Source organism: Methylocystis sp. Se48, from assembly GCF_056269425.1.
This window is the reverse complement of record NZ_CM149850.1, coordinates 730300-753094: the sequence shown is the minus strand read 5'-3', so window position 1 is coordinate 753094 and position 22795 is coordinate 730300. Positions and strand designations below refer to the sequence as shown.

At 66.8% G+C, this 22795-nt stretch carries 19 protein-coding genes and 1 pseudogene; 5 read left to right on the top strand and 15 right to left on the bottom strand.

Annotated elements, in window-relative coordinates; genetic code table 11:
• Position 1 precedes the first annotated feature (1 nt).
• Positions 2–2875 carry an EAL domain-containing protein gene (locus ACV959_RS03565; RefSeq protein WP_475738551.1) on the bottom strand — a complete coding sequence of 958 codons (2874 nt, stop codon included), beginning with the start codon at positions 2873–2875 and terminating at the stop codon, positions 2–4.
• Between the two features lie 503 nt (positions 2876–3378).
• On the opposite strand from ACV959_RS03565, the gene ptsP reads away from it, so the two are divergent.
• Both ptsP and prfA read left to right on the top strand, forming a co-directional pair.
• On the top strand, positions 3379–5643 hold the full coding sequence (gene ptsP / locus ACV959_RS03560) for a phosphoenolpyruvate--protein phosphotransferase (RefSeq protein ID WP_475738550.1): 2265 nt from the start codon (positions 3379–3381) through the stop codon (positions 5641–5643).
• A gap of 47 nt (positions 5644–5690) precedes the next feature.
• Positions 5691–6761, top strand: a complete 1071-nt coding sequence (gene prfA / locus ACV959_RS03555) for a peptide chain release factor 1 (RefSeq protein WP_475738549.1) — start codon at positions 5691–5693, stop codon at positions 6759–6761.
• On the opposite strand, the gene ACV959_RS03550 is transcribed toward prfA, so the two are convergent.
• Together ACV959_RS03550 and ACV959_RS03545 are read right to left on the bottom strand one after the other, a co-directional pair.
• Positions 6762–7118 (bottom strand): hypothetical protein, encoded by a 357-nt coding sequence (locus ACV959_RS03550; protein ID WP_475738548.1) that lies wholly within the window; start codon positions 7116–7118, stop codon positions 6762–6764.
• Between the two features lie 29 nt (positions 7119–7147).
• A complete protein-coding gene (locus tag ACV959_RS03545) occupies positions 7148–8548 on the bottom strand; it encodes a TadE/TadG family type IV pilus assembly protein (protein WP_475738547.1) in 1401 nt (466 codons plus the stop codon).
• Between the two features lie 212 nt (positions 8549–8760).
• Here ACV959_RS03545 and ACV959_RS03540 point away from each other — a divergent pair, with 212 nt between their 5' ends.
• The gene (locus ACV959_RS03540) at positions 8761–9039 is read left to right on the top strand and encodes a hypothetical protein (RefSeq protein WP_475738546.1); all 279 of its coding nucleotides are present in this window, start codon (positions 8761–8763) and stop codon (positions 9037–9039) included.
• Positions 9040–9090: 51 nt separating this feature from the next.
• Here the strand turns inward: ACV959_RS03540 and ACV959_RS03535 are convergent, their stop codons facing one another.
• From ACV959_RS03535 to ACV959_RS03525, 3 genes are all read right to left on the bottom strand, one after another.
• Entirely contained in the window at positions 9091–9405 is a 315-nt protein-coding gene (locus ACV959_RS03535) for a cellulose-binding protein (protein WP_475738545.1), read from the bottom strand.
• 160 nt (positions 9406–9565) lie between these two features.
• Complete coding sequence (gene purH / locus ACV959_RS03530) at positions 9566–11158, bottom strand: bifunctional phosphoribosylaminoimidazolecarboxamide formyltransferase/IMP cyclohydrolase (protein ID WP_475738544.1); 1593 nt, start codon at positions 11156–11158, stop codon at positions 9566–9568.
• A 66-nt stretch (positions 11159–11224) separates the two neighbouring features.
• The gene (locus tag ACV959_RS03525) at positions 11225–12958 is read right to left on the bottom strand and encodes a heparinase II/III family protein (RefSeq protein WP_475738543.1); all 1734 of its coding nucleotides are present in this window, start codon (positions 12956–12958) and stop codon (positions 11225–11227) included.
• A gap of 181 nt (positions 12959–13139) precedes the next feature.
• On the opposite strand from ACV959_RS03525, the gene ACV959_RS03520 reads away from it, so the two are divergent.
• Positions 13140–13673: a gamma carbonic anhydrase family protein gene (locus ACV959_RS03520; protein ID WP_475738542.1), complete on the top strand. Its 534-nt coding sequence runs from the start codon at positions 13140–13142 to the stop codon at positions 13671–13673.
• 21 nt (positions 13674–13694) lie between these two features.
• Here ACV959_RS03520 and ACV959_RS03515 read toward each other — a convergent pair whose 3' ends face one another.
• The 9 genes from ACV959_RS03515 to ccmI all read right to left on the bottom strand — a co-directional run bounded on the left by ACV959_RS03515 (position 13695) and on the right by ccmI (position 22483).
• Positions 13695–14330, bottom strand: a complete 636-nt coding sequence (locus tag ACV959_RS03515; protein ID WP_475738541.1) for a transglutaminase-like cysteine peptidase — start codon at positions 14328–14330, stop codon at positions 13695–13697.
• Between the two features lie 92 nt (positions 14331–14422).
• Complete coding sequence (locus ACV959_RS03510; RefSeq protein ID WP_475738540.1) at positions 14423–15052, bottom strand: transglutaminase-like cysteine peptidase; 630 nt, start codon at positions 15050–15052, stop codon at positions 14423–14425.
• Positions 15053–15597: 545 nt separating this feature from the next.
• The gene (locus tag ACV959_RS03505) at positions 15598–16416 is read right to left on the bottom strand and encodes a MipA/OmpV family protein (protein ID WP_475738539.1); all 819 of its coding nucleotides are present in this window, start codon (positions 16414–16416) and stop codon (positions 15598–15600) included.
• Between the two features lie 126 nt (positions 16417–16542).
• A complete protein-coding gene (locus ACV959_RS03500; protein ID WP_475738538.1) occupies positions 16543–17733 on the bottom strand; it encodes an FAD-dependent monooxygenase in 1191 nt (396 codons plus the stop codon).
• 15 nt (positions 17734–17748) lie between these two features.
• Entirely contained in the window at positions 17749–17994 is a 246-nt protein-coding gene (locus ACV959_RS03495; RefSeq protein ID WP_475738537.1) for a zinc-finger domain-containing protein, read from the bottom strand.
• A gap of 87 nt (positions 17995–18081) precedes the next feature.
• Entirely contained in the window at positions 18082–18573 is a 492-nt protein-coding gene (locus tag ACV959_RS03490; RefSeq protein ID WP_475738536.1) for a cytochrome c-type biogenesis protein, read from the bottom strand.
• Entirely contained in the window at positions 18573–20549 is a 1977-nt protein-coding gene (locus ACV959_RS03485; RefSeq protein WP_475738535.1) for a heme lyase CcmF/NrfE family subunit, read from the bottom strand. Before ACV959_RS03485 ends, ACV959_RS03490 begins: the two co-directional genes overlap by 1 nt.
• Positions 20550–20760: 211 nt before the next feature.
• Positions 20761–21198, bottom strand: a complete 438-nt coding sequence (ccmE, locus tag ACV959_RS03480) for a cytochrome c maturation protein CcmE (RefSeq protein ID WP_475738534.1) — start codon at positions 21196–21198, stop codon at positions 20761–20763.
• Positions 21199–21346: 148 nt separating this feature from the next.
• Positions 21347–22483 (bottom strand): c-type cytochrome biogenesis protein CcmI, encoded by a 1137-nt coding sequence (ccmI, locus tag ACV959_RS03475; RefSeq protein ID WP_475738533.1) that lies wholly within the window; start codon positions 22481–22483, stop codon positions 21347–21349.
• Positions 22484–22585: 102 nt separating this feature from the next.
• Here ccmI and ACV959_RS03470 point away from each other — a divergent pair.
• Positions 22586–22789 (top strand): annotated as a pseudogene (locus tag ACV959_RS03470) (AAA family ATPase); the annotation flags it as partial.
• Positions 22790–22795: the final 6 nt, after the last annotated feature.

Here is a 22795-nt window from a genome sequence, read left to right as displayed (position 1 = left end):
CTCAAGCCGCCGCCTCTGGCGCCGCGCCCACGAGCCGTCGCGCCTCCTGCGCGCTGATCGGACGCCCGAAGGCGTAGCCCTGCGCATAGCCGCAGCCGAGCTGATAAAGCTCGATCGCATCGGCTTCCGTCTCTGCGCCTTCGGCCACGACATCCATGCCGAGATCCTGCGCGAGCGAAATGATCGAGCGCAGGATCACCGGCCGCGCGCCCTTGCCGCTCTGCTTCACGAAAGAGCGGTCGATCTTGATCGTGTCGAAGGGGAAGCGCTGGAGATAGGCAAGCGACGAATAACCCGTGCCGAAATCGTCGAGCGAGAGTCCCGCCCCGAGTTCCTTGATGCGCGCGAGCATCTGCGCGGCGTATTCGGGATTCTCCATGACGAGGCTCTCGGTCAGCTCCAGCTTGAGACTGCCCTTCGTCACGTCGTGGCGCATCAGCACGCTTTTCACGTCTCGCAGCAGATCGTGGCGCAGCAATTGCCGCGAGGAGACGTTGACCGAGGCGAAGATCGGCGGATCGACCGCGAGCGCGCGCTGCCAGGCGGCGAGTTCGCGCGCCGTGCGCTCGAGCGCCAGCAGGCCGAAATCGATGATCAGGCCGGTCTGCTCGGCGATGGGGATGAACTGGGCGGGCTCCAGGCGCCCGAGCCGCGGATGGTCCCAGCGCAGCAGCGCCTCGAAGCCGGCGATGGTGCGATCCTCGAGCCGCACGATGGGCTGGAAGAACACCTTCACCTCGCCGCGCTCCAGCGCGCGGCGCATGTCGGCTTCGAGCGTCAGGCGGTCCGAGCGCTGGGCGCGCATGGAGGGCCGGAAGACCTCGATGCGGTTGCCGCCGATGCGCTTGGCGTAGCGCATGGCGATCTCCGCGTCCTCCAGCATGTCGTTGGCGCCCGGATGCATCTGCTGGTCATAGAGCGCGATGCCGATGGACGCGAAGAGCGCGATCTCTCGATCGGTGAAGCGCACCGGCGTCGCGAGCGAGCGGCGCACCGAATCGGCCAGCGTGATGACGTGATCGGCGTGGGTCTCGGAGACGAGGATGATCGCGAAAGTGTCGCCGTTGAGGCGGGCCAGCGTGTCCTGCGGCTGAAGCAGCCGGGTGAGGCGATGGGCGACGGTGAGCAGAATGCTGTCGCCCATGGCGATGCCGACCTGCTCGTTGATCTGCTTGAAGCGGTCGATGTCGATGACGAGCACCGTCGGGCGCACGTCCTTCTCCATGCGCGCGAAGACGAGCGCGGCCTCCAGCCGGTCGAAGAACAATTCGCGGTTCGGCAGACCGGTCAGATTGTCGTGCACCGCGTCGTGCAGCAGCCGCTCCTGGGCGTTGCGCTCGTCGGTGACGTCGGTGAGAGTGCCGACGACGCGGATCACCTCCCCGTCCGGGCCGACGACGGGGCGCGCCCGCAAGCGGTAGCAGAGATAGTGCCCGTCGGCCGCCCGCAGGCGGAACTCCTGATTGATGCGGCCCCGGCGCTGTTCGAGAAGGGTGTCGAGACAGGCGCGATAGCGGTCCTGCTCGAAGGGATGCAGCAGATCGAGCCAGGAGGAAGCCGAGCCCTCCAACCCGCCGCGGTCGAGGCCGAGCGCCGCTTCGGCCTCCGGGCTCACATAGATGTGGTCGGAGGGAACGTCCCAGTCGAAGACGATTTCATTGGCGCCGGTCATGGCGAGCGCCTTGCGCTCCACGTCGCTGATCGCGCCATGCGAGAGGCCGCCCGTCGCGAAGGCGTTCTGCATCACCGTGAAGCCGATGAGCATGACGATGAGCACGAGGCCGCCGACGAGCGCCGGGGCGACGAGATCATTCGTCATCCAGCCGGCCACCGCGAAGCCCGCCGTCGCCACCCAGACGACAAGGAGGAACCACGTGGGAATCAGCATGATCGCGCGGTCGAAGCCGTGCGAGGCGAGATAGAGCACCAGCACGAAGCCGACGACCGCGATGGTCGCGAGCGAGATGCGCGCGACGCCCGCCGCGACCGGCGCGTCGAACATGGCGAGGCCGACGAGATCGGCGAGAATCAGCAGCCACAACACCGCCACGTGCCAGGCGCGCACATGCCAGCGGTTGAGATTGAGATAGGCGAAAAGGAAGACGACGAGCGTCGCCGAGAGGACCGTCTCGGCGCCCGCGCGCCAGATGCGGTCGGCGTTGGCGTCCGTGCCGAAAATCTTGTCCCAGAAGCCGAAATCGATGCAGACATAGGCCAGCACCGCCCAGGCGAGCGCGGCGGCCGCCGGGAAGATCACCGCCCCTTTCACGACGAAGACGATGGTGAGGAAGAGCGCAAGCAGGCCCGCTATGCCAATGACGATGCCCTTGTACAGCGTGAGGCTCGTGACCTTGTCCTTGTAGGCCTCGGGCTCCCAGAGATAGAGCTGGGGTAGATTGGGCGTGCGCAGCTCGGCGACGTAAGTGACAGTCGTGCCGGGATCGAGCGTCACGCGAAAGACGTCCGCGTCGGGGGAATCCTCGGCCTCGGGGGGAAAGCCCTGGCTCGCCGTAATGGCGGAAATGCGGGTCGCGCCGAGGTCCGGCCAGATGACGCCCGAGCCCTGAAGACGGAAGTGCGGCGCCACGATGAGGCGCTCGATCTGCTCGTCCGTGTCGTTCGTGAGCGCGAAAACGATCCAGTTCGGCCGGCTCCCCGCCTCGCGGGCGCCGACCTCGATGCGGCGAACGATGCCGTCCGACCCCGGCGCCGTCGACACCTGCAGGCGGTCGCTCTGCGAATAATGCTTTTCCACCACATGGGTGAGGTCGATCGCGCGCGCCCCCTGGGGCACGCGCACGGAGTCGACGCAATAGGCCGCGGTCGTGGAAGCGACCAGCAGAAGGAGGGCGATCAGAAGCTTGGGGAGGCGCACATTCTCTTCTCGATTGCGGGCTCTGCTCGGTAGCGCTCCGGGCCGACGGGCACATTTATAAACGATGGGACGCGGCGCGCCCGCCCTTCGCAGCGCCTGAATCGGAACTGCGCGGAATTTTTCACCGGAAATTGGCGAAACGCGGCCGCGCTGCGCCAGTTTCCGCAGATTCAAGCCCCGAAACGCCCTTGCCCCCGCATCGCCCGGACGGAACGAGCCGCCGGGGACGCTTGCCTGCGGCCGGCCGGGCGTTATCTTCGCCGGACGCCTACGAAGGAAGCAGTAGAACCTTCGCGAACGATCCGCAAGTCGATTCAAACCGCCGCAAAATGCGGTATGGTCCTTGCGAGCAAAGCTCGGCTGCGCTTGCGGACGGCGAAAGCCGTCAATATACGCTTGGGGACGTCGGCGTCGCTGCGCGCGCGGATTTCCAAAAAGGGCGAAGGACGATTTTTTCGCGACGGCCTGCCGAGGGCGTCGCGACGTAAACGGGAATGGATCGGATGCGTAGCGCTCTCGGCGGCCCCCGCCTTCTGCTGCGCCGGCTGCGCGAAATCAGCGCGGAGCCGGTGAGCGCGCAGACGCGTCTCGACAAGATCGTCGTTCAGATCGCGGCCAACATGGTTGCGGAAGTCTGTTCGGTTTACGTCCTGCGCGCCGATCAGCGGCTGGAGCTCTACGCCACCGAGGGTCTGAACCGCGAGGCGGTCCACCAGACGACGATGCACGCCGGCGAGGGCCTCGTCGGCCTCATCGCCCGCAGCGCGGAGCCGCTCGCCCTCTCGGAGGCGCAGGACCACCCCGCCTTCGCCTACAAGCCGGAGACGGGCGAGGAAGCCTATCACTCCTTTCTCGGCGTGCCGATTCTGCGCGGCGGCTCGACGCTGGGCGTTCTCGTCGTCCAGAACAAGGTTCGCCGCGTCTATTCCGAAGAGGAAGTCGAAGCGCTCCAGACGACGGCGATGCTCCTTGCGGAGCTCATCGCCTCGGGCGAATTGCAGGCCATCGAGGATCCGCGCGACCTTGCGCTCTACCGGCCCGCCTCGCTCAGGGGCTCGCCGATGTGCGAGGGCGTCGGACTCGGCCACGTGCTTCTCCACGAGCCGCGCGTCGTCGTGAAGCAGCTCGTCGCCGAGGATCTGCCGCGCGAGCTCGTGCGTCTCGAACAGGCGATCGACGCCATGCGCGCCTCGATCGACGAACTCGTGGCGCATGGCGACCGGATGGGCGCCGGCGAGCACAGGGACGTGCTCGAAACCGTCCGCATGGTCGCCCACGACCGGGGCTGGGTGCGCCGCCTGCGCGAGGCGGTCATGTCCGGCCTCACGGCGGAGGCGGCCGTGGAGCGCGTCCAGAGCGACGCGCGCGCCCGGATGCAGCGCCAGACCGACCCCTACCTGCGCGACCGTCTGCACGATCTCGACGACATCGCCAACCGCCTGTTGCACCAGCTCACGGGCCAAAGCTATGTCGCCGATCCGTCGAGCGTGCCGGAAAACGCCATCATCGTCGCGCGCACCATGGGGCCGGCGGCGCTGCTCGACTACGACCGGGCGCGGCTGCGCGGCCTGGTGCTGGAGGAAGGCGGGCCGACGAGCCATGTCGCCATCGTGGCGCGCGCGCTCGGCGTCGCGACCGTGGGCCTCGTGCCCGGAATCATCGATCTCGTCGAGACGGGCGACCCGATCATCGTCGACGGCTCTACGGGCGAGGTGCATGTGCGCCCGCAGCCCGACGTGCAGAGCGCCTACGCCGAAAAGGCGCGGCTGCGCGCGCGCCGGCAGGAGCAATACGCCAAGCTGCGCGACGTGCCCGCGGTCACGAAGGACGGCGTGGCGATTTCGCTCAACATGAACGCAGGCCTCGCGATCGACGTGCCGCATGTGCATGAAACCGGCGCGCAATCCATCGGGCTTTTCCGCACCGAGCTGCAATTCATGCTCGCGCCGCGGTTCCCGCGCATGGACGAGCAGCACCGGTTTTACAAGGGCGTGCTGGACGCGGTGCCCGACCGGCCCGTCACTTTCCGCACGCTCGACATCGGCTCGGACAAGATTCTCCCTTATATGGCGAAGATCGAGGAGGAGAATCCGGCTCTGGGGTGGCGGGCGATCCGCATTGGCCTCGACCGGCCGGGCCTGCTGCGGATGCAACTGCGCGCGATGCTGAAGGCGGGCGCCGGCCGCGATTTGCGCATCATGTTCCCGATGATCGCCAATGTCGCGGAATTCGAGGCGGCGAAAGCGATCGCCCTGCGGGAACTGGAACACATCCGGCGGCACAACTACCCGGAGCCGCGCTCACTGAAGCTCGGCGCCATGGTGGAAGTGCCCTCGCTCTTGTGGGAGCTCGACCTCATCGCCGCGCGCGCGGACTTCCTGTCTGTGGGTTCAAACGACCTCGTCCAGTACATGTATGCGGCGGATCGCGACAATACGCGCGTCTCCAAGCGTTACGACAATCTCTCGCCGCCCGTGCTGCGCGCGCTGGAGCGCGTGGCCGACGCCGGCCTGCGCGCTGGAACGCCGGTGACGCTCTGCGGCGAAATGGGCGGCCGCCCGCTGGAGGCGCTGGCGCTGATCGCGCTGGGCTACCGCTCGCTCTCCATGTCGCCGGCGGCGATCGGACCGGTGAAGTCGATGATCCTCAGCCTCCACCTCGAAGAGGCGCAGATGTTTCTGGCGAGCCTGCTCGCGGCCGACGACGGCGCGCCCTCCGTGCGCGAGAAGCTGCGCGACTACGCGCTCTCCCGCAACATTCCCCTGTAGCGGCGCGCCCGACGCGCAACCCGCGCCCTTTCACGATCTGACCCAGCATGTTCGCACAAGACAAGCTCGACCTCATTTTGCGCCGCTACGACGAAATCGGCGAGAAGCTCGCGAGCGGCGCCGACGGGCAGTCCTTCGTCGCGCTCTCGCGCGAGCGGGCGACCCTCGATGAGGTCGTCGAGGCGATCCGCGCCTGGCGCGCGGCGCAGCGCGAAGCGGACGATCTCGCGGCGATGCTCGCGGACCCCTCGCTCGACGCCGACATGCGCGCCCTCGCCGAAGCCGAAACGGCCGAAGCGCGCGGTCGGCTGGCGGCGGCTGAACAAGCGCTGCGGCTCGCGCTGCTGCCCAAGGACGAGGCGGACGAAAAAAGCGTCATTCTCGAAGTTCGGGCGGGCACGGGCGGCGACGAGGCGGCGCTCTTCGCCGGGGATCTGTTCCGCGCCTATCAGAAATACGCCGCGCTGAAGGGCTGGCGCGTGGAGCTCGTCTCCGAGAGTCCCGGCGCGCTCGGCGGCTTCAAGGAAATCGTCGCGGAAATCCAGGGGCGCGGCGTCTACGGCCGGCTCAAATTCGAATCCGGCGTGCATCGCGTCCAGCGCGTGCCGGAAACGGAGACGCAGGGGCGCATTCACACCTCGGCGGCGACGGTCGCCGTGCTGCCGCAGGCGGAAGAGGTCGACGTCGCGATCGACGACAAGGATTTGCAGATCGAAACCATGCGCTCTGGCGGCGCCGGCGGCCAGCACGTCAACAAGACCGAATCCGCAATCCGCGTCACGCATGTTCCGACCGGCATCGTCGTGATGATGCAGGAGGAGCGCTCGCAGCATCGCAACAAGGCGAAGGCCCTGAGCGTGCTGCGCTCGCGCCTCTACGACGCCGAGCGCCAGCGCCTCGACAGGGAGCGATCGGCGGATCGGAAGAGCCAGGTCGGCTCGGGCGACAGGTCGGAGCGCATCCGCACCTATAATTTCCCGCAAGGCCGCGTCACCGACCATCGCATCAATCTGACGCTCTACAAGCTCGACCGCGTGATGGAGGGCGAATTCGACGAGATCATCGACGCCCTCCTCACCGACCACCAGCAGAAGCTGCTCGCGCAGAACGACGCCTGACTATTTTTTCGCCGGATGCGCGATCCAGGGCCCGCTCCGTCCGCCACAGATCGACGCGCCAGCGATGGAGCCATCGCCTTTCATCGCCCCCTGATAGGCGCAATCGAGATGATCGCTCGCCGCCGTCCGCTTCAACAGAAACACGCCATTCTGCAACTTCCCCGAAACGTTGTAGGTCACTTCGCCTGCTGGGCCCGCCATTTTGGCGGTCGCGGTGATTTCATCGCCTTTCGTCGCGACAAGCCAGTTTCCCTTCACCGCGCCCTGCTGGCCCTCCACGACGCTCCATACGTCGCTCGCGCAGGCCGGCGCCGTCGCGACGGCAAGGCAGGATATTAGGAAGATGCGTTTCGTCATTTCCATTTCCCCGTTTCGTTCGCGTCCGCTTACTGGACCAGGCGGAGGTTGGTGAGCTGCTGGCCGATGGAGGCGAACGCCGTCTGCAGATCGGCGTTCGTCTGCGCGTTGTAGTAATAGGGAACGCCCGACGCGCATTGAGCGAGCACATTCTGGATCGCCGCATCCGTGACCTGAAAGGCGATCGTGAAAAGCTTCACACCCGCGGCCTTCGCCGCCGAGCAAACCTTCACGAGCTTGTCGTTCGACGCCGCGACGTCGGTTCCGTAGTGGTCTGGATAGGTCGCCGAATTGGTGTTGGCGCCGTCCGTCATGAGAACGAGAACCTTATTCGTCGAGCCGTAGGGGCCGCCGTCGGCGAAGGGCGCATTCGGCGACAGGAGCCGCCAGCCCCACAGAAGTCCGGTCGCAATGTAGGTTTCGCCATTGGCGACCATCCCGTCGAGCGCCGCATTCAGCGACGCCTGATCGGCCCCGAGGCGAATGAGCGGGCTCGGGCAGTTCGGCATGTCGAAAAGCGCGGGGACCTTGTTCGACGCATTCGCTATATCGGCCTCGTCCGCCGGACTGTTTTGCGAACCGACGCAACCGAACCAGCGGTGGGTGATGGTGGGCGCGAAGCAGGTCTGAACCGGCGTTCCCCAGCTGATGATCGTCGGCATATCGAAGCTGCAATCATAGGGCACGCCGTCGGCGTAACAGGTCTGCGTGATGCGCGTCGACGGACCGTAGACGATGTCCGGATAGGTGTAATAGCAAGACTCCGGCAAGGTCTCGGTATAGTCCGTCGTGTTCGTCAGCCACGACGCGCCGCGATATTGCGTTCCGACGTTCACATGCGTCGTAAAGGGCGCGAGCGCCACCTTCACATTGGGATTGGCCCCGCCGCCTGGCAGTTTCATGACTTTGTCGATCAAAGTTTTCGCGGCGGCGCGCACCGTTTCGAGCCTCGCTCCCTGGTTCATGGAGCCGGTGGAGTCGAAGGCGATCGCAAGCTCCATCTTCTGATTGCCGGCGGCGCCAATCGCCGCGGTCGCACTGGCCGTCACCGGAAGCGTTTCAATGCGCATGAGTCGCATCACGGAGGTTCGCACCGACAAGGCCGCGCGCACATTGACCGTTCCGAGATTGACGTCGGAGGCAGTCGTCGTGATGACGGCTTTGCCGGTATGGGCGAACTTCTGTTGCACGTAATTGGCGGCGACCTGAGCCGGATTTCCGCCCCTGAGCTGCGCGGCGGCGGCCGCGAGGGCTGCGGCGTCCACCGCCGTCTGCAGGCTGGTTCGCGTCTGACTGGCCCGGCCGTAGTCGACTGCGGCGCCGATCGAGAGCATGACCGGCACGACCATCAGGCCGAAAACCATGACGACATTGCCGCCCGAATGACAAACGAAGCGTTCGAGCCGGCGCAATCCAATCCAGTGACGCAAAGCGGTCCCCCGCAAAATTTTCTGGCGCTACCGGGGCGATATGCTCGGGAGATTCCAATGATCGCTTTCAAACCTATCGAAAAAACCGTCAACCGCGCTTAATCTTAACTATTCATTGGCCTGTGCGCGGGCGCACGAACAAAAGGAAGGACGGCGGCTACCTTCTCTCCATCGCAGAACGGAACTGCGACACCGAAAAAGAGGAGAGCGTCATGTTCAGGAAATTCGCCGCCACCACCGTTCTTGTCGCCAGCCTGTCGAGCGCCGCGATCGTTTCCACCACCGCCCCGGCGGCCGCCTGGGTCAGCGACGGCGCCGCTGCGGCGATCGGCGTGGGCGCCTTTGCGATGGGCGCGATGGCCGCCGGCGGACTTGGCGGCGGCTATACCGAACATCACGTCATTTATCACGACTGCTACGCCAGCCGCCGTCCGGTGTATAATCACTGGGGCGACGTCGTCGGGTTCCGCCGCGTGCGCGTCTGCGACTGATGAACGGGCGAGACAAAGGGCCAGTCCAATCGAGCCTGGCCCTTTCGTTTTTCAGCGATTGTCGAGAATGCTGCCGGGTTCGGTGAAGCGCGTGGGATCGTTTTTCGAGAAGTCCTGCTGCTCGAGAAAATAATTGTCGTTTGCGTGCGCATTGGGCTTCAGCGCGCCGGAGGCCGGATCGACGGCCCCGTCGTCGAGCCAATCCTTGTTCGTCGTGAGATCTTTGGGCAGCGGAATCGGAAAATCGTCTCCGTTCTCGGCCACGGGGGGTTGCGGCGCCGGCGCATGTTTGCGCGCTTTGGCGACAGCCTCCGCGGACGCGAAAGCCATCAGGAAGCCGACCGGCAACAGAAATGCGCGACGCATGCCAAACTCCCGAAAACGACGACGTCGTACGACCTTATCCGCCGCGTCGCCGGAAGGCCAGCGCCCATTCCGATCGGACGGCCTCGGATCGGGGCCCAGGTCTTTCGCCTTTGACGCGCTTTCCGGCGCCGGACGGGTTTTTGCCTCGGCAGAAAGCGCTTTAGTGCCGGAAGTGCCGCACGCCGGTAAAGATCATGGCGAGGCCTTTCTCGTCCGCGGCGGCGATCACGTCCTTGTCGTTGATCGAGCCGCCCGGCTGGATGACGGCCGTCGCCCCCGCTGCGGCCGCCGCGAGCAGCCCGTCGGGGAAGGGAAAGAAAGCGTCCGAGGCGACGACCGATCCCCTGGCGAGGCTCTCGGCGAGACCCGCCGCCTGCGCCGCCTCGGCCGCCTTGTAAGCCGCGATGCGCGAGCTGTCGACGCGCGACATCTGCCCCGCGCCGACGCCGACCGTCGCGCCGTCCTTCGCATAGACGATGGCGTTCGACTTCACATGCTTGACGACGCGATAGGCGAATTTCAGATCGGCCAGTTCCTGCGCGCCGGGCGCCCGCTTCGTCACGACCTTCAGATCCATGTCGTCGACGACGGCGCCGTCGCGCGACTGCGCCAGAAAGCCGCCCGCGACGCTGCGGAAGTTCACGCCGCGCGCGCGGGGGTCCGGAAGGCCGCCGGTCAGCAGCAGCCGAAGATTCTTCTTCGCGCCCACGATCTCGATCGCTTCGGCTTCCGCATCCGGCGCGATGATCACTTCGGTGAAGATCTTCACGATCTCCCGCGCCGCCAGCGCGTCGAGCGTGCGATTGAGCGCAACGACGCCGCCAAAGGCGGACACGGGATCGCAGCGCAGCGCCTTGAGATAGGCTTCCTCGAGCGACGCGCCTTCCGCGACGCCGCAGGGGTTGGCGTGTTTCACGATGACCACGGCCGCCGTGCGCGCAGGATCGAATTCGGCGACGCATTCGAAAGCGGCGTCGGTGTCGTTGACATTGTTGTAGGAGAGCTGCTTGCCCTGCGTCTGCCGCGCCGTCGCGACGCCGGGGCGCGCGTCGCCTGAGAGATAAAAGCCCGCCGCTTGATGCGGATTCTCGCCGTAGCGCATGGGCTCGGAGAGCCTGCCGCCGAAAGCGCGAACCGGCGGCGACGCTTCCCCGAGCTCCTGCGCGAGCCAGTTGGAGATCGCCGCGTCATAGGCCGCAGTGCGCGCAAACGCCTTCTGCGCGAGGCGCTTGCGCGTCGCAAGCGTCGTCGCGCCGCCGGTATCGGCCATCTCTGCGACGACGGCGGCGTAGTCGGCGGGGTCGACCACGACAGCGACGTCGTCGTGATTCTTGGAGGCCGCGCGGATCATCGCCGGCCCGCCGATGTCGATGTTCTCGACGCAGTCGGCGAAAGGCGCGCCTTTCGCGAGCGTCGCCTCGAAGGGATAGAGATTCACGACGAGCAGATCGATCGGGCGTATGTCGTGCGCGAGCATCGCCGCCTCGTGCTCGGGGTTCTCGCGAATGGCAAGAAGACCGCCATGCACTTTCGGATGCAGCGTCTTCAGCCGGCCGTCCATCATCTCGGGAAATTGCGTGAGGTCGGAAATGTCCTTCACCGCGAGCCCGGCGTCGGCGAGCGCCTTGCGCGTGCCGCCGGTCGAGACGAGCTCGACCCCATGGCTCGCCAGCGCGCGCGCGAAGTCGACGAGTCCCGTCTTGTCGGAGACGGAGAGAAGCGCGCGCGCGACTTTACGCTGATCGACCGGCATGAGGCGTGGTCCCTTTCCCTGAAATTTGCGCCGCGCTTATCACACATCCCCGCGAGGCGGAACCGCTCACGCCCGGCGAAAGGACCAGCTGGCCTCGGCCTGCGGCGCGGCTTTTCCGCGCAGCACGATCTGCGCGCATCGGCGGGCGCCGGCGGGGGCCGCGAAGAAGATGCTCTCCTCGATCTGCGGCCAGACGCCGTCCGCCTCGAAGAGAAGCCGCGCGCCATTCGCAAGCTCCAGCTCGACGGCCTCGCCAAGCGCCACGGCGCGGACGCGCGGATGGAGGTGGAAGCGGATGGCGTATTCGATCACGCCGGGGCTGCGCGCGCCCTCCGCAGGAAGCAGCCGGTCGCGCCCGGCGAAAATGGTCCCGTCCGTCTCCAGCACGAGATCCCTGGCGTGAACGAGGCCGAACTCCCTGACATAGCCGTCGTGCGTCAGCGAGAGCGTCGTCGCGCCCGGCGCCTCGCGCCGCTCGACCGTGACGACGCGCGGTCCGTCGACGATGCGCCCGCCGAGCCAGCCTACCGCCCCCGGCCTGGCGATGCGCGCGGAGGAACGGTCAGCGACGACGAGCGTCGAATGCGCGGCTGTCGCGCGCGCGAGATCGCGGGAATCCTCGTGCGGCGGAGACGGCGCGCCGCAATTGACCACGACACGCTCCGTTCCGAGCGAATATTCGAAGGAGAGGCATCCCGCATGCGCGGCCAGCGAAAATTCCGGCGGCGGCGGCGGCCCCGCCTCGACCAGCACGACCACCTCCGCCCCCTCCAGCCGCTGATAGCCGGCGTAGGGCGCCTTCAGCGGCGTCGCGCCGCGCGCATCCTCATGTGCGAGCACATTCGCGACGCGGTCGAGTTCGGTCGCGCCCATGCCGTTGAAAAGCGCCAGCGACCCGTCGCCATGCTGCAACATGCGCAGCATCGGCATCATCCGGTCGATGGCGCGCAGCATGGCGCCCGGCGTCTGCAGGCCGCGCGCGGCGAGAACCTGACGCAGCGGCAGCAGATCGAGCAGGAGGTCGACCGCGACCTGCGGATTGCGGCTGACATGGCCCCCGTCGCTCAAAACCTGCCGGTCCAGTTCGGCGGAGAGCATGCGACTCACTTGCGGGGCGATCTTGCGGCCCGTGTCGGCGCAAACGGCGAATTGGGCGAGCGCGATGACGCAGAGGAGACGGTCGGCGCCCATCGCCTGTCCGGTGGCGAGCGCGCGCCACAGGAGCCGCGCGCTCTGCGCCAGCGAGAGCATGAAGACGTCGTAGAATTCGACGTCTGCGCCGTCGAGAAGCACGGGCGACTGGGCGAAAAAGGACAACAGGCGGCGGGCGACGACGGCCGGCTCCATCGCTGGATCATCGGCCGGCGGCCTCTTCAGCGCCAGGAAATCCGCGACCAGCGCCCGTGCGTTCGCCTGCGCCAGCGCCTTGTCGGCGGCGCGTAAATGCCGCAGCCAGGAAAAGCCCGTGAGGGCGCGCCGCCAGGCCGGCGACGGCGCGGCGAGCGTGAAAGGCGACGCGCCATAGCTTTGCAGCGTCTTGCCCGCAAAAGAGAAATAGCCGGCGTAAATTTCATCGGCCACGGTCGGGTCGGCGGTGCGAATGTCGGGCGGCGCGATCCGCAGCCGCTCCGGCGTCGCGATGATCATGGACTTGACCATGTGATAGGGCGCGGACGCCCCGCGCGCGAGCGCTCTCGCCGCGAAGGATCCCGCCAACCGCATCCGGTCACGCAAGCCGCCGTTCAGGTCGCGTCCTCCAATTCGCCGACGCGCCTGCTCGAGACGCAAGAAATCGACCATTGCCGGCGCGCTCCCCGCGAGCGAGAGAGCGAAGCGCCTGCAATCATTTATATCGCATTTTCGATCGCGAGCGTAATGCGCGCATTCCCGCGAGGGGGGTCGCGCCGGGCGGCGGAGATGCGCTAACATACCATAACGAGACAGCAATTTGCTCGCAGACCCTTCCGTAGGAGCCTACCGAATGCCTCTTTATCAGCTCGATGGGATCGCGCCGCGCCTGCCGGCCAATGGCCGCTTCTTCGTCGCCCCCGGCGCCCATCTCATCGGCCGCGTCGCGCTTCAGGACGACGCCAACATCTGGTTCGGCTGCGTGCTGCGCGGCGACAACGAATGGATCACCATCGGCGAGCGCACCAATATTCAGGACAATAGCGTCCTCCACACCGACATGGGTTTTCCGCTGACGATCGGCGCGGATTGCACCATCGGTCACAATGTCATCCTGCACGGCTGCATGATCGGCGAAGGCAGTCTGATCGGCATGGGCGCGACGATTCTCAACGGTGCAAGGATCGGCAAGAACTGCCTCGTCGGCGCAAACGCGCTCGTGACAGAGGGGAAGGAATTTCCCGACAATACGCTGATCGTCGGCGCGCCGGCCAAGGCGATTCGCGAACTGGGCGAGGATGCGCGCGCGCGCCATCTCGCCTCGGCCAAACATTATGTGGAAAACGGGCGGCGATTTGGGCGGGGCCTGAAGGAAATCCCGTTCTGAGCGATCCGCCCGCCCGCAGGCCTATTTCGAGACATAGGCTGGCGCGCTCGTCGGCGCGCCGATCGCAACCCAGACGTTCTCGTTCTCCTGGGACTGGCGTTTCACGAAGCGATAGGGCGTGCGGCTCCAGGGTTTGATCTCGTCGTCGAGATTGTCGAGGACGTAATCGCCCTGCGTCGTGCGCGCCATCAGAACCGAATGGCCGTCGCCATGCGCGTCCTTCACTACGGTCAGCATCAGCGCGGCGCGGGGAAAGCCGGCCTCGATCAGGAGGCGGCGCTTGAACAGGGCGTAATCTTCGCAGTCGCCCTTGCCGTCGCTCGGATAATCCCAGAAATCGACCGCGCCGTTGTGATCGACGTCGGACGCCGCTTCGACGCTGTTGTTCACCAGCGCGTTGACGCTGTCGAGCTTGCGGAAAGCCGCCGGCGTGAGCGCGATCGCGCGCGGGGCGGAGTCGGCGCCAGCGCATTCGGTCGCATGGCGCTGGCAAAAATCGACCCAGCCGAAAGGAACGCTGGTCTCGGGTCCGAGCGGCGCGAAAGTCGACGCCGGCGGACGGACCGTCGGCCGCGCAGACGCAGGCAGGAGAGACAGGCCGAGCGCGCCCGCGACCAGAGCCAAGAGATGCGAGGCGCGACGAGAGACGAGAGACATCCTAACGCAACCCTACGCGACGAAACCAACCGTTAAGAAATCATTAACGATTAGGGACGCTTTGCCAAGCGGAGCGCGCGGGCGTTCTCGAATTATGGTTTATTCGAGACGTAGAGAGGGGCGCTGGTCGGGGCGCCGATCGCCACCCACACATTCTGGTTCGTCTGCGACTGGCGCTTGACGAAGCGGTAGGGAACGCTCGTCCAGGGCTTCACCTGATCGGTCAGATTGTCGAGGACGTAGTCGCCGCGATTGGTGTGAACCGTGAGCACGGAATGGCCGTCGCCGTTCTTCTCCTTGACCACGGTGAGCAGCAGCGCCTCGCGCGGGAAGCCTTCCTCGATCAGCATGCGGCGCTTCAGCAGGGCGTAGTCTTCGCAGTCGCCCTTGCCGTCCGTCGGATAATCCCATTCGTCGATCGCGCCCCAGTGGTCCGTGTCGGAAACGGGGTCGATATTCCTGTTCACCCAGGCGTTGATGCGCGAAATCTTGCGAAAAGCGGTTCCGGTCAGTTCGATCTCGCGCGGCGCCCGCTCGTCGTCCTGGCACTCGCCCTTGTAGCGCTGGCAGAAATCGACCCAGCCGTAAGGAATGCTGGTCTCGGGCCCCAGCGACGCGAAGCTCGCCGCCTCCGGCCCAGCGAAGCTTTCGGCGCGCACCGTCGCAAGCGCCGCGCCCGCCACGCCGAGAGCCACAACCGCTTTGCCGATGATGCCGACCATAACTCGCCTCCGTTCGATGAGACGAGAATAGGTTCGTTCGTTTTCGGTCCTTCAAAGTAATTCTGCCGCATTTTACGCGAAGGAGTTTAGATTTCCGCCAAACGCCAGTAAGTATAATTTCCGCTTGCGGAATTGCGTAAAATTTGAATTTATGCAATATCCCGTTGTAATTGAAAGATCTTTTTTCGTCCTTGGCGACCCGGCCGGGCCTTGCGCCGAGGATCTCTTTAACTTCCTGATCGGATTGGTGAACGCCGCGCGCGCGGCCGGGTTAACAAGAGGCGGTTCGCGGAAATTTTTATGGCGACATGAAGGCGGCGGCGGCGCGGGGCGCCCGACGAGACAGGCGGCCCCGCCCGGCGATCGGCGCTGGAAGCCCGGCCGAAAATCGGCAAGATAAATCCCTTCAATCGTTTAAGGAAAAAGGTCGATTGGCCGGAGCGTCCCCGATCGATCGCCGGCGGGGTCAGGGGACCGCGCAACGCCAAATGACTCCGCCGTGATGCGGAGCGCCGACAAACGCGGGCGGCGCGACGGGATTTCGCTCAGAACGGGTTCGGAACGATGAAAGAGCGGGAAACGGCGAGACCCGCGTTGAACTGGTTGCGCGACCCGATGAGGTCGGGGATGGGGCTCGATCCGACGCTGCCGAGCAGACGCTGGCCGCCGCCATAAACGGAAACGCTGGTGAGATCATTGATGTCGTAACGGATCGTCGCCATCCCGCCCGCCGCCGTGAAGCCGCCGGTCGCGACGTAAGGGGTGAGCCGTCCGTTCACCATTGCTTCGAAAGGCGTCACGGAGAAATAGGCGTTGGCGTAATTATTGTCCCCAAAATTGATGCGCGGGCCGACCGAGATGCGAAACTTGCCGATCGTCTCGTAAGCGTCTGCGTAAAACGCCGCGACGAAGCCCTCGTGGCCGTCTACGCCCTGCCGCATCTCCGCCCGGACGCGGAAGTGATCCATCGGATTGGCCTCGACGAAACCGCCGATTTCATGCGTGAGCCCGATCCGGCGCAGGCCGAAAAGACCGTCGCGTTGCCCGCGCTGGAAGACGAAGTTGGCGACGGGCCCGGCGCGCACATAGCCGAGGTCGACCAGCGGAAAGCCGAAACCCTCGTCCGGCGTCGAAAAAGTCTCCGGCTCGCCCACGCGTCGAACGGCGACCGCGGGAAACGGATAGGGCCGCATCTGGCCGGAGCCGGGAAAGCTCGGCGACACCGCCCCGATGACGCTCACTGTGACGATCCAGCCATTGGCGTCCGTCTTGGGCGGCGGCGTTAGGTCGGTCGCCAGGGCCGCGCTCCCGCAGAAAGGCGCGGCGACGGCCAGGGCCAAGCGTGTGAGCGCATTGATCCGCAACTGGAATAATCTCCCGAACCCATTCTCTTGACGGTTTTTTAACAAGCCCGAGCCGCTCTGGCCACAGCCTGCCGGGGCCGACTCGGCGCATAACCGCAATTGTTGCCCAAGCGCCACAGACGCGCTTCAGCACCCGCGATAGAGCCAGGCGTTCCGGGCCAGCATCCCGCGCCCGCCCAGCGCCCGAATGGCGAGATCGCGCGCGACCGCCGCGGGACCGCGCAGGTGAAAATAGGCGCCCTGCCGCCGCGATGCGCGCACGACCCGCGACGACCGGACGATCCGTCCGCTTGCATAGGCTGCGAAGGCCGACTCCGCCGTCGCGCCGAGGCGCTCGAAGGCGCGTCCAAGCGCCTCGGCGTCCTCGATCGCCTGCGCCGCCCCCTGTGCTAGGAACGGCAGCATCGGGTGGGCGGCGTCGCCAAGCAGAGTCACCGCGCCCCGGCCCCAGCTCTTCAAGGGCGGCCGCGCAAAGAGCGGCCAGTGACGCCATGCGGCGCCGGCCTCGACCAGCGCGCGGAGCTCGGCCGACGGCCGCAGGGGATCGAGCGCGCGCGCCAGTTCCGGCCCCGCGAGCGACAGGACCGAAGCGCAGCCGGCCTGCTGCGGCGGCTCCTCGACGATGACGACGACATTGACGATCGCGCCGTCCCGCAGGGGATAATGGACGACATGGGCGCCGGGCAGCATCCAGAGATTGCTCTCGCGGGCGCGCAGCGCCGCAGGAGCCAGTTCGGCCGGCACGAGCGCCCGCCAGGCGGTGACGCCGGAATAGAAGGGCGCGTCGCGCTCCGTGCGAAACAGATGTCCGCGCACCGCCGAGCGCTGGCCGTCGGCGCCGACAAGGCCGGCGGCCAAGATCTCCTCCGGCCCGTCCTGCCGGTGAACGCGGAGCTGAAGCAGGCCGGAACGCTCGACGAAATCGCCGACCCGCGCGCCGGCGCGCACCTCGATCGCCCCGTTCGCGAGCGCCGCCCGCAGCAGCGCCTGCTGAAGATCGGCGCGGTGGAAGACGCGGAAGGGCGCCCCCCAGCGCGCGCGGGAATCGGAAAGATCGAGCCGCGCCAAAACGGCGCCGTCGCGGCCGCGACGGATGTTGATGGCCTCCGGCTCCAGCGCCGCGTCGGCCAGCGCGCCCTCGAGCCCGAGCCCCGCCAGAATACGGCCGGCGTTGGGAGCGATCTGGAGCCCCGCGCCAACTTCCTCGATTTTCGCCGCGCGCTCCAGAACCTGCACGCGCTTCCCGGCGCGGGCGAGGGAAAGCGCCGCGGCGAGCCCGCCGATCCCGGCGCCCGCAATGACGATGGGGGCGCTCACGCCGGGCTCGCCGTCTTAGACCGGCTCTTCGGCGTGATAAACGCACTCGGCCGGAACAGCCCCGCCATGAAGCGACGCGTCATAGACGAAGAGCGTCGAACAATAAGGGCAGACGGCCTGATTGTCCGCGCCCATGTCGATGTAGACGTGCGGATGGTCGAAGGGCGGCAGCGCGCCGATGCACATGAATTCCTTCGCCCCCACGCGAATCTCTGCGACGCCGGGCGAATTGTGGAAATGAGGCGTGGAATGTTCGGCCATGGTCCGCTCTTCAGGTGACGCCGCGCGGGCGGCTCGGGATCGCTTCCGCCCCCTATATTGCAGCGCGGGGGAATTGGATAGGGGGCGCTAAGCGCCGTCGGGGTCGACGCCCAGCGCCTCGAGCTTCGCGCGCTCCTCGGCGGTCAGCGCCGCCGGAGCCGGAGTCGCGCCGCGCCGCCGGCGCGCTGCCGACCAGACCGCCGCCGCCCCGGCGGCAAGCGCGATGAGGGGGGCGGTCCAGAGCAGGATGGTTCCCATCTTCAGCGGCGGACGCAGCAGGACGAAATCGCCGTAGCGCGCGTGGACATAGTCCTTCACCTCGGCGTCGCTCATCCCCTCCCTCAGTTTCTCGCGCACGAGGACGCGCAAATCCCTGGCGAGCGCGGCGTCGGAGTCGTCGACCGACTGATTCTGGCAGACGAGGCACCGCAATTCGCTCGTGATGGCGCGGGCGCGGGCCTCCATGGCCGGATCGGGCAGCATCTCGCCGGGCGTGACGGCGTGGGCGGGCGCGACGAGCAGAATCGCCGCCAGCGCCAGCGCCCCCGCCAAATAAGCGCTGATATCTTTGTTCCGCATTACTCAGCCGCCTCCGGCGTCGCCGCCGCCCTCGCGCGCTTCGCCACGCCGATGCGCAGCCGCCGGTCGGCGAGCGAGAGGGAGCCGCCGAAGGCCATGACCAGCGCGCCGATCCAGATCAGCGTCACGAAAGGTTTCCAGTAGAGCCGCGCGTCGATCGTTCCGTCGGGATGCGACTCGCCGATCGCGGCGTAGACCTGCCCCAATCCCAAAGTCACGATGCCCGCCTCGGAGCGCTGCATTTTGCGCGCCTGATAATAGCGCTTGGCGGGTTCGATCGTCGCGATCGTCTGGCCGCCCGCGCGCACGGCCATCGCCGCGTAGACTTCCGAATAATTCGGTCCCTGGCGCGGAGAGATTTCCTCGATCCCGAGCTTGTAGGGCCCGACGTCGTAATACTCGCCGGGCTTCATGGAGAGGATCGACTCGACGCCCCAGCCCGTCGCGGCGAGGCCCAGCAGCGTCAGCCCCATGCCTGCATGGGAGATCGACGTGCCCCAGGCCGACAGCGGCAGGCCGGCGAGGCGCGAGAAGACGGAACTCGCCGAAGAAGCGCGGAAAGTCGCGCGCTGGGCGATGTCGCTTAGGCCGCCGATGACGAGATAGACAGCGACGCCGCCCGTCACGACGGAGAGGAAGGGCGTCCCGTAGAAGGCGGCGAACAGCGCCGCTGCGAAGACGCCGATGGCGAAGGCCGCGCGCAGCCGCTGAAGCGCCGCCGGCAGGTCGCCGCGCTTCCAGGCGAGCATCTGGCCGATGGGCATGAGCAGGGCGAGCGGCAGCGCGATCGGGATCAGAACGGTGTTAAAGAAGGGCGGGCCGACCGAAATCTTCTCGCCCGTCAGGGCTTCGAGCGCAAGAGGATAAAGCGTGCCGATCACGACTGTCGCGCAGCTCGCCGAGAGCAGGAGGTTGTTCACCACCAGCGCGCCCTCGCGCGAAATCGGGCTGAACAGGCCGCCGACGGGGAGCGACCCGGCGCGGATGGCGAAGAGCGCCAGCGCCCCGCCGATGAAGAAGACGAGAATGCCCAGAATGAACACGCCGCGGTCGGGGTCGCTCGCGAAGGCGTGCACCGAGGTGAGCACGCCGGAGCGCACGAGGAAGGTGCCGAGGAGCGACAGAGAGAAAGCGAGGATCGAGAGGAAGATCGTCCAAACCTTCAGCGCCTCGCGCTTCTCCATCACCGCCGCGCTGTGCAGCAGCGCCGTGCCGGCGATCCAGGGCATGAGCGAGGCGTTCTCGACCGGGTCCCAGAACCAGAAGCCGCCCCAGCCAAGCGTGTAATAGGCCCAGTAGGAACCCATGGCGATGCCGAGCGTCAGGGCCGTCCAGGCGAAGAGGGTCCAGGGCCGGGCGAAGCGCGCCCAAGCGGCGTCGATGCGTCCGCCGATGAGCGCGGCGGCCGCGAAGGAGAAGACGATCGAGAAGCCGACATAGCCGAGATAGAGCAGCGGCGGGTGGATCGCGAGGCCGGGATCCTGGAGGATCGGATTGAGGTCGCGGCCCTCCCACGGCGGCTGGTCGACGCGCGCGAAGGGATTGGACGTCAGCAGGATGAAGAGCAAAAAGGCGGCGCCGAGCAGGCCCTGAACGGAAAGCGCGTCGGCGCGCAACTTGTCCGGCATGGACGCGGAAAACGCCGCAATCAGCGCGCCGCAGAGCGACAGCACCAGCACCCACAAGAGCATCGAGCCTTCGTGGTTCCCCCACACGCCCGAGATTTTATAGACGAATGGCTTCAGCGAGTGCGAATTCTCGATCACATTGACGAGCGAGAAATCCGAAACGACATGCGCATAGGTCAAAGCGCCATAGGAAAGCGCCACGAAGAGAAATTGCGCGATGGCCGTGGGCCGCGCGACGCGCATCAGCGCGGCGTCGTTCATCCGCGCGCCCGCGAAGGGAATGGCGAATTGCACGAGCGCCAGAGCGAGCGCGAGAACGAGCGCGTAATGTCCGGTTTCGACGATCATGGACGGGCGTTCTCCATCGCTTGTCGTAGCTGAACCGCCCCCACCCCTGCCGCTCCCCCCGCTACGCGGGGAAGGGATGACGCGGCGTCGCTTATGCTCGCGACCAACAGCGCCAATGCTGGACGCGAGCCGCCTCCCTCCCCCCGCTTGCGGCGGGGAGGGATGAAGGGTGGGGGGCGACGCAGCGCCGACACTGACGGAAGAGGCGTCGTCACTTCTTCTCTCCCTGCCAGACGCCCTGCTGTTTCAGCTTGTCTGCGACGTCCTTGGGCATGTAGCGCTCGTCGTGCTTGGCGAGAACGCTGTCGGCCCTGAATTTTCCGTCCGGCTGCAACACGCCGTCGACCACGACGCCCTGCCCCTCGCGGAAGAGATCGGGCAGGAGGCCCGTATAGGCCACGTCGAGATCCTTCGTCTTGTCCGTGACCGTGAAGCTTACGTCCTTGCCGCTCTTCACGACGCTGCCTTCCTTCACCAGCCCGCCGATGCGCAGACGCGCGCCGGGCGCGACCTGCTTCTGGCCGAGCTCCGAGGGTGTGTAGAAAAACACGATATTGTCGCGCAGCGCGAACAACATCAGGCCCGCCGCTACGCCGAGAGCGGCAAGCGCCCCGATGATGAGGGTGAGTCTCTTGCCTTTGCGCGTCATGTCGTTTCGCCGATCCTTGCCCCCTCCCCAGCCCTCCCCCGCTTCGCGGGAGAGGGGGTTAGGCTCGGGCCTTCCTAGACACAGCCGCTCACGCCGATCATGAGCGACCACTCTCCCGCTTTAGCGGGGAAGGGACAGTGAGAGGGCGCTAACCCCCGATGTTCAATTCCTTCGCCAGCGCGTCGATTCTCGCCGCCTCGGCATTCTTGCCAGCGAGCGCCTTTCGGGCGTCGGCGAGCGCCTTTTTCGCCTTCTCGGTCTCCGCCAGCACGCTATAGGCGCGGATGAGCCTGAGCCAGCCCTCGACGTCGTCGCCATTCGTCTCGAGGCGCGAGGCGAGCCGGTCGACCATGCCGCGGATCGCCGCCTGCCGCTGATCGGCGGGCATGGCGGCGATCGCCTTGCCCTGTTCGCTCATGGGCCCCCGCGCGGGCGCAGCCTCGGCGAAGGGCGGCGTCTCGGGCGCGGCTTCGCCGCGCAACTCCGCCAGCCGGCGCTTCACGGCCGGGAGATAGGCGGCGTCGGCCGGGGCCTCCGCCTCCATCTTGGCGAACATGTCGATCGCCTTTTCCTTTTCGCCGGCCTGCTCCGCGCCGAGCGCGAGGTAATAGCGCGCCATGACCTCGTTCGGGTCGAGCGCCAGAGCGGCCTCGAACTCGGCCTTCGCCTCGGGCGTCACCTTGCCGCCGGCGACGACCATGCAGGCCTCGCCCAGCGCCGCATGGCGATGCGCGGTCGGGCCGAGAAGCTTCAACGCCCGGGAATAGGCCTCGATCGCGTCCTCGCCGCGCCCCGTGCGCAGATAGAAGGGCGCCACGACCTCGAAGCCGCGGCCATCCTCGGGGTGCTCGCGCAAATGCTGCTCGATGCGCGCGACGGCGCCCGCCAGATCGCCCTTCTCGGGCGCGGCGTCGAGCCGCGCGGTCAGGGGCATGTCGGGCATGTCCATCTTGCCAAGGCGCAGATACATGGGCACGGAGAACACCGGTATGGCGACGATCGCGACCAGCGCCGCGACGAGCGCCGCCTTGCGCCCGCCTCCCGCGGCCGCCCTCGGAGCCGACTCCGCGCGCAGCAGGCGGCGGGCGGCTTCGGTCTTCGCGGCCTCTGCTTCCGCCGGGTCGAGCCGGCCCTCCGCCCGCTCGCGCTCGATCTCGGCGATCTGCTCCTCGAAGAAGGCAATGTCGGCGGCGGCGGCGTCCCGCGCCTCGCCGCGCATGGCGAGGGGAAGCAGAACCGCCATCACGGCGGCGCCGGTCAGAAGCGCAAAGACGAGCCAGATCATGGAAGCGCTGTTTAAGGCTTCGCGGACCTTAATGGAAGGGCCACGCGCTTTGCCCCGCATGGAATCGTTGGCATAGGAGGGCCTCGAAAGACTTTTGGAACAATGATTACCTACCTCGCCATTTCAGGCTGCCGATCCATTCGCCAACTGGTCCTCGCACCGGGGCCGCTGACCATCGTCACTGGCGCCAATGGCGCGGGGAAGTCGAGCCTTTACCGCGCGCTGAGGCTCCTCGCCGATGGCGACGGCGTGACGGGCCGAAATGGGTCTGGCCGACGCGCTGAAACTTGGCGCGCGCCTCTCCGGCCTTTG

What these genes read in the sequence shown, in the direction of transcription:
- ccmE (WP_475738534.1), bottom strand. Translation starts at nt 21,198, where the DNA reads ATGACGCGCAAAGGCAAGAGACTCACCCTCATCATCGGGGCGCTTGCC.
- purH (WP_475738544.1), bottom strand. Translation starts at nt 11,158, where the DNA reads ATGCCGGTCGATCAGCGTAAAGTCGCGCGCGCGCTTCTCTCCGTCTCC.
- prfA (WP_475738549.1), top strand. Translation starts at nt 5,691, where the DNA reads ATGTTCGCACAAGACAAGCTCGACCTCATTTTGCGCCGCTACGACGAA.
- ptsP (WP_475738550.1), top strand. Translation starts at nt 3,379, where the DNA reads ATGCGTAGCGCTCTCGGCGGCCCCCGCCTTCTGCTGCGCCGGCTGCGC.
- ACV959_RS03490 (WP_475738536.1), bottom strand. Translation starts at nt 18,573, where the DNA reads ATGCGGAACAAAGATATCAGCGCTTATTTGGCGGGGGCGCTGGCGCTG.
- ACV959_RS03540 (WP_475738546.1), top strand. Translation starts at nt 8,761, where the DNA reads ATGTTCAGGAAATTCGCCGCCACCACCGTTCTTGTCGCCAGCCTGTCG.
- ccmI (WP_475738533.1), bottom strand. Translation starts at nt 22,483, where the DNA reads ATGATCTGGCTCGTCTTTGCGCTTCTGACCGGCGCCGCCGTGATGGCG.
- ACV959_RS03485 (WP_475738535.1), bottom strand. Translation starts at nt 20,549, where the DNA reads ATGATCGTCGAAACCGGACATTACGCGCTCGTTCTCGCGCTCGCTCTG.
- ACV959_RS03510 (WP_475738540.1), bottom strand. Translation starts at nt 15,052, where the DNA reads ATGGTCGGCATCATCGGCAAAGCGGTTGTGGCTCTCGGCGTGGCGGGC.
- ACV959_RS03515 (WP_475738541.1), bottom strand. Translation starts at nt 14,330, where the DNA reads ATGTCTCTCGTCTCTCGTCGCGCCTCGCATCTCTTGGCTCTGGTCGCG.
- ACV959_RS03520 (WP_475738542.1), top strand. Translation starts at nt 13,140, where the DNA reads ATGCCTCTTTATCAGCTCGATGGGATCGCGCCGCGCCTGCCGGCCAAT.
- ACV959_RS03535 (WP_475738545.1), bottom strand. Translation starts at nt 9,405, where the DNA reads ATGCGTCGCGCATTTCTGTTGCCGGTCGGCTTCCTGATGGCTTTCGCG.
- ACV959_RS03525 (WP_475738543.1), bottom strand. Translation starts at nt 12,958, where the DNA reads ATGGTCGATTTCTTGCGTCTCGAGCAGGCGCGTCGGCGAATTGGAGGA.
- ACV959_RS03550 (WP_475738548.1), bottom strand. Translation starts at nt 7,118, where the DNA reads ATGACGAAACGCATCTTCCTAATATCCTGCCTTGCCGTCGCGACGGCG.
- ACV959_RS03495 (WP_475738537.1), bottom strand. Translation starts at nt 17,994, where the DNA reads ATGGCCGAACATTCCACGCCTCATTTCCACAATTCGCCCGGCGTCGCA.